Origin of the sequence: Lysinibacillus sp. CNPSo 3705, assembly GCF_028674935.1 — a bacterium.
In the GTDB taxonomy this organism is placed as follows: Bacteria; Bacillota; Bacilli; order Bacillales_A; family Planococcaceae; genus Lysinibacillus.
The window spans coordinates 90,750-101,085 of the sequence record NZ_JAQZSD010000007.1; the positions used below are offsets into that span (position 1 = coordinate 90,750).

General features: G+C 34.1%; 10 protein-coding genes and 1 pseudogene. 3 read left to right on the top strand and 8 right to left on the bottom strand.

Features of this window, described 5'->3' with window-relative positions; translation table 11 throughout:
- Positions 1-110 precede the first annotated feature (110 nt).
- Genes PVA17_RS04550 through PVA17_RS04560 form a run of 3 tightly spaced genes read left to right on the top strand, consistent with a single transcriptional unit; the run spans position 111 to position 2,797 of the window.
- Complete coding sequence (locus PVA17_RS04550) at positions 111-563, top strand: type IV pilus modification PilV family protein (RefSeq protein WP_274067020.1); 453 nt, start codon at positions 111-113, stop codon at positions 561-563.
- On the top strand, positions 556-1,125 hold the full coding sequence (locus tag PVA17_RS04555; protein WP_274067021.1) for a PulJ/GspJ family protein: 570 nt from the start codon (positions 556-558) through the stop codon (positions 1,123-1,125). The genes PVA17_RS04550 and PVA17_RS04555 overlap by 8 nt, the downstream gene beginning before the upstream one ends.
- A 22-nt stretch (positions 1,126-1,147) precedes the next feature.
- Complete coding sequence (locus PVA17_RS04560) at positions 1,148-2,797, top strand: hypothetical protein (RefSeq protein WP_274067022.1); 1,650 nt, start codon at positions 1,148-1,150, stop codon at positions 2,795-2,797.
- Positions 2,798-2,919: 122 nt separating this feature from the next.
- On the opposite strand, the gene PVA17_RS04565 is transcribed toward PVA17_RS04560, so the two are convergent.
- From PVA17_RS04565 to PVA17_RS04600, 8 genes and pseudogenes are all read right to left on the bottom strand, one after another.
- Entirely contained in the window at positions 2,920-4,455 is a 1,536-nt protein-coding gene (locus PVA17_RS04565; protein WP_274067023.1) for a DUF7305 domain-containing protein, read from the bottom strand.
- Positions 4,456-4,902, bottom strand: coding sequence for a type II secretion system protein (locus tag PVA17_RS04570; RefSeq protein ID WP_132363249.1), 447 nt, complete (start codon positions 4,900-4,902; stop codon positions 4,456-4,458).
- Positions 4,903-4,919: 17 nt separating this feature from the next.
- Positions 4,920-5,369 carry a type IV pilus modification PilV family protein gene (locus tag PVA17_RS04575; RefSeq protein WP_132363251.1) on the bottom strand — a complete coding sequence of 150 codons (450 nt, stop codon included), beginning with the start codon at positions 5,367-5,369 and terminating at the stop codon, positions 4,920-4,922.
- 326 nt (positions 5,370-5,695) lie between these two features.
- Positions 5,696-7,801, bottom strand: a complete 2,106-nt coding sequence (locus PVA17_RS04580; RefSeq protein WP_274067024.1) for a DUF2339 domain-containing protein — start codon at positions 7,799-7,801, stop codon at positions 5,696-5,698.
- A 93-nt stretch (positions 7,802-7,894) separates the two neighbouring features.
- On the bottom strand, positions 7,895-8,146 hold the full coding sequence (locus PVA17_RS04585) for a phage holin (protein ID WP_132363255.1): 252 nt from the start codon (positions 8,144-8,146) through the stop codon (positions 7,895-7,897).
- Between the two features lie 449 nt (positions 8,147-8,595).
- On the bottom strand, positions 8,596-9,231 hold the full coding sequence (locus PVA17_RS04590) for a queuosine precursor transporter (protein ID WP_274067029.1): 636 nt from the start codon (positions 9,229-9,231) through the stop codon (positions 8,596-8,598).
- On the bottom strand, positions 9,231-9,731 hold the full coding sequence (gene queF / locus PVA17_RS04595; RefSeq protein ID WP_274067025.1) for a preQ(1) synthase: 501 nt from the start codon (positions 9,729-9,731) through the stop codon (positions 9,231-9,233). Before queF ends, PVA17_RS04590 begins: the two co-directional genes overlap by 1 nt.
- A gap of 438 nt (positions 9,732-10,169) precedes the next feature.
- Positions 10,170-10,336 (bottom strand): annotated as a pseudogene (locus PVA17_RS04600) (IS5/IS1182 family transposase); the annotation flags it as partial.

Consider the following 10,336-nt stretch of genomic DNA (forward strand, 5'->3'; position numbering starts at 1 on the left):
GTAAACACCCTATATAATGAGGTTATATATACCTATATATTTTCGAACCAAACTTATTAATTCAACTTTTCTAGATAGAAAAAACTATTAGATCGGAGGTAAGTTTTTTTATGTTGATAAAATCACAGAGAGGATTTTCTTTAATCGAAGTAGTTGCATCGCTTGTATTAATATCCATTATTCTCTTATCCTTTGCCCAAATATTTATATCTACGAATAAAACAGCCACAGTAAATACCGAAAAATTAGTCACTGTAAATTTAGCCGATGCTGTATTAGCTAAATTAAAATCTGATTCACTTACCAAAATAGCTACACAAGACTTAAATGATTATTTTAACGATACCGGTGAACCAGACGCCAAAAAGAAAAACCCACCTCTCGAGATAGATTTAAATGGAAAAACATATGCAATTACATATACCCCTTATCAAAATACTAATAAATATGCAAATTCGGATTTCACAGAAAAAGATTTAAATCTAATAAAAGTAGTTGTAACAGTAACTTCTCAAAATGGAAAAACAAAAGGCTCGTCGGAAGGATATGTGTCAATTGAATAAATATATGAAAAATCAAAATGGTTTGACACTAATTGAATTACTCGCAACGATTGTTATTCTAGCAATCGTCTCCACCCTTATCTTTTCAATTCTTGTGAAAACTTTAGAAACTAATCAAAATATTCAACAAGAAACGATGCTTAGAGATGAAGCAGATCTAATCATAAGTAAATTTATTAAAACCCTCTATACAACAAACCAAAGTCATATTGTTAGGAATATTAGTAATCAATATATTGAAGTAACCAATGATCTGTCTAAATGTAAAAAAAACGATGATGGGAAATGGATTATTACTAACGAATGCGAAAAGACTCTTGAGCCGATAGGATTTAAAACTGAAGATAACACTACATATATCTATTTTAAAAAGGAGAAATACAAAGTTCAAAATAGCAATATCAAAATTTCTGAAAATTCTAAAATAAATGGAAACCCTATAGCCGAATCCATCTACACAATCAATTTAAAGCTTGAGATTATAAAAAAGCGTTCAGGTAATAACCAAACAAAAACTATGGAATTTAAAAATCAAATTCAACCTATTGTCAGCTCAAAATAGTTTTAATAAAGGAGATTGTCATATGAAAATTTTCCGGCAAAATGAAAATGGCTATTCATTGTTACTAACATTTGCAGTCATCATCATTTTCACTATACTCGGTTTGAGTCTTATCACTTTAACGTCAAGCGGTATTACAAAAAACAACACCCGAGAGGAGCTAGTACAAGCACAAGATTTATCAGATAAAGGGATCGACTATGCCGTTAAAGACATTCAAGCTATTCTAAAAAAAGAGATTAAAGATAAACCAATGGGAAAGACTGCATTTGAAACTTTCCTCAATAACACCTTAAATGCTTCAAAGCTAAGTTGCTCGCAAGGCATTAATATCCCTGCTGAGAAAACGAATCAAACAAACGTCTGCATCGAGAAAGTAGAACTAATGTCAAATGAAGAGAAGGATCGTTATAAACGCCTAGTAACATTTAAAAGTACTGGAAAAGTAAATAGTAAAGAGCACATTACATATGCACAGATTATCATCGGCACAGATGCAATTCCAGATCAATTACGCTATGCTGTTTCAACGAATGACGAGGGGAATCTTTATTTACACGGTGGTGTTGAAATTCAGGGAGATATTAAAACAGATGGTCATTTAATTATTTCTGAAAAAGCCCATTGGCTAAAAAATAATATGGCACAATGGCCAGATAGCGTTTTTCCTAGAATAATTCCAGACTCTAAAAGTGTTACCCCCAAAATTATTATGAGGGAATCAGAAAAAAATATATATTATGTAAATAATACTGTTGATTACGCCTCACATATATCTGGCAATACAAACTATTTAAACAGTTCGAGATATACAAAATTCATCCCTTCAAATCCTGCTTCAAAAAGTGAATTACAGAAACGTTTGTTTTTAACAAAAAATGTATCCCTAGTCACAAAAAGCTTACCAGGAGATAATCTTGAAATAACAGAGAAAGTTATACCTTTGTATACAAATAAAAATTATAATAAAAATTATCCCGCTGGATTAAGTGTCTCGTACACAAATCACGAAACATCTAAATTTAATAGAGACAATATCATTTTCATACATGGAGAAAAAGAAGACTGTAATATTTGGGGTTTATTTGGATGCAAGAAAACCCTCGATAGAGGAAACTTTAATATTAATGGAGGTGGAAAAACTTTAAATTTGTCGGGCACCTATTTTATTAATGGAGATTTCAATGTCAACAATACTAATTTACGTAGTGATGCCATGCTATATGTAAACGGAAACGTTGATATTAAAGATAGTACTTTAAATGGAATAAATTCAAACAGCACCCTCTTTATTTTCGCTACAGGAGATATTTCCATTAGTAATATTTCTGTTGATAATGCTACGCCAAGTATGATTAAAGGCTTTTTCTATTCAAAACAAAACATGATTATGTATGGAGTTGGCTCGAATATTAACTTGTATGGAGGCATTTCTGCAAAACGAACGATTCTAACTGCAGTACGTGGTAATAGTCATAACTATACTTATGAAAGTACTAAAAACCAAAAAGAAACCGTTATTACAAACGGTGTTGAAGTACCTAAAAGAACTTCTAGATTGAAAATAACCTATGACGAAAATTTAATATCCCAATACACGTCCTTTAAACGTGATGAAGAAGAAGAATTTATTACAGAATTGAACGAACCCGAAACCATTAATCGTTATTAAAATAAGGGTTGTTTAGAAAGACTGATTTCACACAGTCATTGTAAACAACCCTTTTCTATTATTTCCTCAAGAACCATCCCGACAAATCGAAGAATATATGTTTTTCAACAGCTTATTGCTATTTAGTCAACTTCAAGCATACCTTTAGAAATCGTTAAATTGTTATTTTCTTCAAAAATCAAGCCACCATTTGATATTGTATCTTCAATCGTTTTCGGTTTGTACGTAACAGCTGGAGCTCCACTAGTATTGACTGTATGAGCCATTATTCCGCCTATAACTGTTCCTGATCCCCCCAATATGACTCTTGCATTAGGGGCATATATATATAAGTTATGATTATAAGATCCTCCTTCAATAGTGATATTTGATCCACCTGCATAGATATTTCCTTGTACGCTACCCGAACCATCAATGTTTATATTGGTTGATTTAGCATAAATAGAGGCTTTTGTGCGTGTATTACCAGTAAAATCCATCGGCGAAGTGCCTGCATAATAGACACTTAATCGACCTATGTCCCCTGTATTATTCATACTTGAATCCCCCTTTAAATCAAAAGCATTCTTGATATACAAAGTTAATTTACCACTTCCTATAACCTTTAAATGACCTTGAGAGAAGTGAAAGTTATCTATAAATAAATTTTTGTCTGAATTACCAACATCAATCGTTAATATATTATTCGAAGCAACCATAAGCGTCTTGACGTACATATCCTGAGAAATCGGAAGAATACCACTGAAATTCGGTTCACCATTTATCTTTTGATCCCCTTCAATTTCAATTGAATTATTTTTTAAAAAATGTTGAACTCGCTCCCCACCAATCGTAACTTGTATTGATTTCGTATATGGCCTTGTGCTTAAATTAGTAAATTGATTATCCGGGAAAGATGGCAATATATCTTCAGGAAACGCAACATTCCCTATAATCTCATTTGTAATAGTCATCCAGTCTGGTTTTGAAAATTTATCCAATGTCGTTCCAATTTTCCCACTAATTTTTGTATCATCTTGTTTAATAGCAATATTTCCACTTTCCGATACAACATCCCCATTAAACTTACCGCCCCCAAGTACGATGTTGTCAATAGCGTGGATAGCAGCAGCATTTGAAAAAGCAGGGCCAGTTTCCGTTCCACTCCCTAAATTAACTGTAATTGTTTGCGCTACGGCTCTCGTTTTCTTACCAATAGATCCAACAGACGTTATTTTATATTGCAAAGGTTCCGTATTTTCTTGAACAATCGTTACATTCGCAATAGGTTTTTCTTTAAATTGTTCATCAAAAGTGACTGTAGTAGTATATGTTGATTGGGTATTCTCTTCAAAGGTTTTTTGTAAGCTACGTTCAAATGCATCAATAAAATCTACCTTAAATTTTTCCGGCTTTCTTTTATCAAGAGGTAGCTTATTGAAATCCTTTCTATTTTGATCGTATGTAATTTTAGCTAATTTTTCGACTTTGCTTTTTGTACTGTTTAAACCACCTTCTGCAATGTAAAATACAGATTGGTCATCTCGCTCACTAGTAGAAATCTTTAATGAATTTGCTGTCAGTGTTAAAAGCATAATTCCAAGAACTGATAGTAAAGCAATTGCCAAAATTACTAAAAGTAACGAATACCCTTTTTCTTGTTTTAAATACTTAAACATCTAGCTACCTCCTCTAAAATATATAGTTGATGAAAAGGGCTTGTTATTTGGCATTGTAATATCAATTATTATATGACTCCGTTTATCTTTAATTTTAAAATCAAGTACATTCACTGCAATTATTTCATCATCCCTTTCAATTGTCTGATTATTACGACAAAAAATATAGTTGTATTTTTGATTATTTTGATTATTAGATAATATATATTCTGTACAATCATCTAAGTCTTTCGTAATAATTTTTGTAGATTTACGAGTATCTTTAGTGACAACTTTCAAAATATAAGTTGCATCAGACAATTGGACACTTGATTTCATTTGTTTATCGCTAGAAGTCTTGCCATTCGTTAAAATCGACATTAGAATAATAGAAACTAGCGTAACTATTACGGTTACAGCCAAAACTTCTAGTAAGGTCATGCCTCTCTCATTATGAAATTTAGACATATGCACCACCTCTTTCCTTATAAGCTAAAGATATTTTGCACTTTTGCTTTTAATATCTTCCCTCTTGAATCATAGACTTCGATAGTAATCCTAACTGTATTATCAGGCGACATATCTTCAGCTTTCACTATTATAATTTCCTTATGTTTAGCATTCATGGGTGTCACTTTATACTGAGTGGTATTACCGCTCGATTTCTCTTCATCCTTTTCGTTTACGTATGGAAAGTCAGATGCCCAAGATTCGATTTTGGTGGATTTGAAGTAGTTATACATTTTCTCCATTTCCTTTTGCGCTAAATAGGTTGCATCAATAATTTGTTCAGAGCTTTTTCCTGTTTTGTTCGATTGAATGAGTAAGCCAAAAAAGGATACTAAGATGATAGTTATGATAACTAAAGAAGCAATAACCTCAATTAAAGAGAATCCCCCTTGACTGTTAAATAATTCTCTATTTTTTCGCTTCATTTTCTCCCTCCTTCTGCCGATAATACTTTTATCAATATAAGATATTAAAAAAGTCTATTATTCCTTAAAACACTATAAAAACAGTGTTTATAGCAACTAATATTTACCGACCATCCAATTTAATACTATTTTATGATAATTACACTATTCCATATATAAACAATTTTTACAAGACCACTTCTTCATATGAATATATATATTTTCAAAAACTTTCCATACCTAATAAGAGAACTTCGTTTAAATTACAATACAATGTAAAAAAACGTTTACCCAAAATTAGGTAAACGTTTTTTTGTGAAAACATACGTAGTGTCTAAATAATTTATTCATTTCCGCAACAACCTACCCGACAACAGCAACCCAATCCCACCAATCGTCATAAACAGGACTGCTCGTATTAGTAAGTCTAGTGCTGACAAATCAAAGAATATAAGCTTAATAAACGCAATAACTAAGATGATAAAACCTGTTATGCGTAATGTTCGTAAGTTTCGCACGTTGCTAAGCCAAAGGGAGATACTTGCTGTCAGGAATAATGTAATCGTTGAGAAGGCAATGCTTAGCTTCCAATCAAGCAAACTGTTGAAGGAAAGCTGAGCGATGAGCCCCCAAACAGATATCATCGTCAGCACCATACCTGCACTAACAATTGGATCAAGAAGTTTCTCTATTTGCTCTTTATAGCTTTGATAAATGCGCCCCTTCATCAGTAAATCGATCATAATCGCTACGATTACAGCTATATACACAATTCTTGTTACTATATTTAACCACTCGACACCTTGCATATTGTATGGAATTATTTCAAGCATTATCGTGAAGAGAATAAAAAATACAGTAAGGACCGGCGTTAATGCACGACCTTTGTATTTGGTTGGCACTAAAAGTGATCCCGCGAAAAGTACAGCGAGGATCATATACATTAGATGCGGAATATTACCAGCACCTGCAAAGTACGTACCATCCAGCTTTCCGATATAAGCTAAGAAATAACCAGTCGTTATTACCGCTAAAAAGTCAATGACATATAGTTCCTTCATTACTTTTTCAAATACAGTCTGTGTCTCTTTCGGACGTCTTGCATATACATAAATAATTAGGAGATATATTCCTGGCATGATTAAGCTAGCATGGTCTATGCTGAAGAATGGTGCTGGCTCATGAATTATAAAGCTTAAAGCGAGTGTAATCATAAATGAAAATGAGCTGACAACCTTCATCATACTAACTCGTAAACGTAAACTCATCATTACGCCCGCAAAGGTGATGAACGGGATGAGCAAATGATCCACTTTCTCCGGGAAATTCATAACTAGTAGTGTATTACATAGTGTAATAAATGCGAGTGTTACGGCACTATCAAATGCCTCCTGCCATTTTTGCTTATAGCCATAACCCGCTAAAGCTGCAAACAAGCAAACTAATATGAATAATAGTGCTTCGCTATATTCAATAGGACTAATGATAAAGTCCAAGAGCAATAAACTAAAGGCTCCTAGGCTAAATTGAAGCCCAACATGAATATATTTCAATTTAGATTCTGCATTATATAAACGGCACCAACTCGTGTAAAAAATCGATAAAACAACAAGGAAACCTATTGCAAAAACAGCTCGATTGTCTTGATTCATAAACGCTATAATGCTGATAGCTAGCACTGAGAAAAAGGTTGCTATATAGAGAGCCAATTTCTGCTTGTGTTGATGAATAACAAATTGCAGCATCGTAAATAGGACAACTACATAGATTAAAATAATGATAGGACTAAAATCCATATATTCTAGTAAATAAGGTAATAATAATGAGGTAAACGCTACGAATATCGTTAGTACTTCGTTTTTCTTTAAATAGCTAATAGCCATACCATAGCCGATATAAACGACTGCAATAACAAGTGCCATCGTTAAACCGATGATTTCATACAATATCGCACTAGCCGCGGTTGTTAATATTCCAACAATAAACGCCCCACCGTATAAAGATATCGTGATAGCTGAAGACCCTATTTTTTTATGTTCCAACACATAAGCTGTTGCGGCTAAGGCAAGCGATAATGCATAGGCGAGAATAATTTTAACCTCATTTGATAAATAGCCATAATCACTCACAAGCTTAAGCCCCCAAAGCACCCCCATCACTAAAATGACCATAAATACTTTTGGCAGTGCCCACATAAAACGTTCTTCCAACGTTCGCTGTGGCTCCATCTTTTTTTCTGGGGCTGGCATTGTTTTTGGCTTTTGTTCCAAGCTTGAATTTGGCTTTGGGCTTTGCGCTAGTTTTGGCGTAGATTGCTCAATAATGGATTTTCTGGCGTTCAATGTGCTTGTTTTCTCAACAGCTTGCTGACGCTTTAAGCCCTCTAATTCCTGCCGTAAATCCATCATTTCTTGCTCAAGCGTGGCAATCCTCCGCTCCATTTCAAGCGACATTCAATCATCCTCCCTGCACTATCAATTTTTTACATTATAACATATTTATCCTTGTTGTAAAATTACACTTTTAATTTATTTTTACCTCATTATTTATCTCGGTCTTCGATACATTAAAGCACGTTCACTATCACTGGTTCCCCGTGTAGTTGGATCTACTACAACTCCTATTAAAACAAAAATTGATAATACGGTATTTAAGATGTGCGTTGCCTGCTCACTCATTGCACTCGTTAAGTCATAGCCAAAAATAGTTGCTACTTGCTGCGCGAGTAACAAAATCAACGAAAATAACGCCAATAAAAATGGTTTATGCTGCAAACGGATCATCCAGTTAATTCTCATCAATACTCACCTCCCTCCTTCTTATAGACAGTATATGCTCCTCCGTAATATGGCATATATGCAAAAATGGAGCTATAAATAGACTAAGAGGGATTTTTATACTACAAATATTATTAAGTACAAATAAGCAACGCAGTTTCCGCAAAACGCACATTAAAAAACCATCTCAGCAATGAGATGGCTTCGAGTTGTTGATAATCTATTTTGTTCATGAAATTAAGTAAAGCTTTTCGGCAAAAAGAGAGGTTGATTAGATTTCCGTTCCGACCTAGGGGCAATAAAAACTGAAATGGTTCCGATAATACGAGAAAATATTCCGATAAAAGCTAAAATTGTTCCGATAAAATGAGATTTTGTTCCGATAAATCTTCAAAGTTGCAACAAACAAAGTGAAGTAAACGCCCAACATTAAATATAATCCATTCTTGTTTTTCATACTTTGAACCATCTCAGTAATGAGATACTTCAAAGCCCTTACGTTTATCAAATTTTCGCGCAACGAAAACTAGCCCATAAACAAGTGGTGTTGCTACAATGGACGCAAAAAATTTAAACAAATACTGTGTTATAAATAATGTCAGTAGCACTTTAATTGGCATTATTCCATAAAAGGCTATTGTAATAAACAATGCAGTATCAATCAGTTGACTTAACATCGTAGACGCATTGTTTCGAAGCCAAAGTTTACCGCTTCCATGCTTTTCTTTTAATTTATTAAATATCACTACATCCAAATTAACACTAACCGTATAGGCTACAAGACTTGCAATAATGACACGCATACTACCGCCGAGAATTGTCTCAAACTCCTGTTGATGAACAAAGGCTTCTGCAGGTGGTAATGCAATGGCAATCGCGATAAAGCACGCTGCAAACACCTGTGCCATAAGCCCTGTTCTTACCGTGCGAGCGCCCGCTTCCTTGCCATATACTTCACAAATTACATCAATAAGAGGATACGTGAAAATAATTAAAATCGCTGCTGCCGGAAGCATCATCCATTCGCCAATACTAAACACTTTAACAGCTAAAACATTTGCTAAAATTAAGAAACCTACAAACAACCCATTTAAATAGTATAGCATCAACGATTATCTACCTTTTCAGGATATAGATCGTGGTTCATCAAACGGTGCTCCGCCATTTTTTCATATTTTGTGCCAGGGCGACCATAGTTACACCATGGATCAATGGACAGACCACCACGTGGCGTAAACTTACCCCACACTTCAATATAGCGCGGCTCAATCAGTTTAATTAAATCATTCATGATGATATTAACACAATCCTCATGGAAGTCCCCGTGATTACGGAAGCTAAATAAATAGAGCTTTAAAGATTTACTCTCCACTAGCTTTTTATCTGGAATAAAAGATATATACATAGTCGCAAAGTCAGGCTGCCCTGTCATTGGACAGAGGCTCGTGAATTCCGGGCAATTAAATTTCACAAAAAAATCGTTTTTCGTATGTAAATTTTCAACTGCCTCAAGTATCTCCGGAGAATATTCAAATAAATACTTTGTGTTTTGGTTACCGAGTAGGGTTAAATTTTGTAATCCTTGTTCTTCATTTCTTCCAGCCATAAAAATGCCTCCTCAAGTTGTGAGAAGTTCATTACGCATTAAATCTAATAAAAAAAAATCGCCATATCCGCATTTTTGGGATATGGCGTAAATGACGTCATCCATAGTTTTTTATAGAGGGTATGCGCTATGAACCTCTTTCTTATTCGCTAGTAATAGTAACTTAATGAATGCATTCAGTCAACTAATTTTTTCATAATTTAGTATTGACAAAAATATACTATCGTCCTTTACTCTATCCTATCTATGGCCATTCGAATAATGCCCCTGTATTCTAGATGCTATTAAGTGCAGAATAGATCCATGCTTTTTCGATGTATTTAATGTTATAAAGTAAATCACATCTTAGCCAAAAGAGGAGGATGCCAAGCCTAGGGAGGGGACTGAAAAACTTACGGTTTTATAATAGCGAACCTTATTTCTGTCTCTGTTCCTTATTCAATTTCGTTTAGTAGCAGTTGTAGCACCTTGAATTCCCATGCCAAATAGACCCGCAGTCGATGCCCTATCATACCCGTGTCCGTTTTTTAATTCACTATTCTTCGCTTCTATTTTGTAGCGATTTGCGGCTAATTGCTTAAATGCTTCCGTATTTTGAAATGCCT

Excerpts from the sequence above, each read along its gene's own strand:
- PVA17_RS04560 (WP_274067022.1), top strand. The coding sequence starts at position 1,148 with ATGAAAATTTTCCGGCAAAATGAAAATGGCTATTCATTGTTACTAACA.
- PVA17_RS04550 (WP_274067020.1), top strand. The coding sequence starts at position 111 with ATGTTGATAAAATCACAGAGAGGATTTTCTTTAATCGAAGTAGTTGCA.
- PVA17_RS04580 (WP_274067024.1), bottom strand. The coding sequence starts at position 7,801 with ATGTCGCTTGAAATGGAGCGGAGGATTGCCACGCTTGAGCAAGAAATG.
- PVA17_RS04565 (WP_274067023.1), bottom strand. The coding sequence starts at position 4,455 with ATGTTTAAGTATTTAAAACAAGAAAAAGGGTATTCGTTACTTTTAGTA.
- PVA17_RS04575 (WP_132363251.1), bottom strand. The coding sequence starts at position 5,369 with ATGAAGCGAAAAAATAGAGAATTATTTAACAGTCAAGGGGGATTCTCT.
- queF (WP_274067025.1), bottom strand. The coding sequence starts at position 9,731 with ATGGCTGGAAGAAATGAAGAACAAGGATTACAAAATTTAACCCTACTC.
- PVA17_RS04585 (WP_132363255.1), bottom strand. The coding sequence starts at position 8,146 with ATGAGAATTAACTGGATGATCCGTTTGCAGCATAAACCATTTTTATTG.
- PVA17_RS04590 (WP_274067029.1), bottom strand. The coding sequence starts at position 9,231 with ATGCTATACTATTTAAATGGGTTGTTTGTAGGTTTCTTAATTTTAGCA.
- PVA17_RS04570 (WP_132363249.1), bottom strand. The coding sequence starts at position 4,902 with ATGTCTAAATTTCATAATGAGAGAGGCATGACCTTACTAGAAGTTTTG.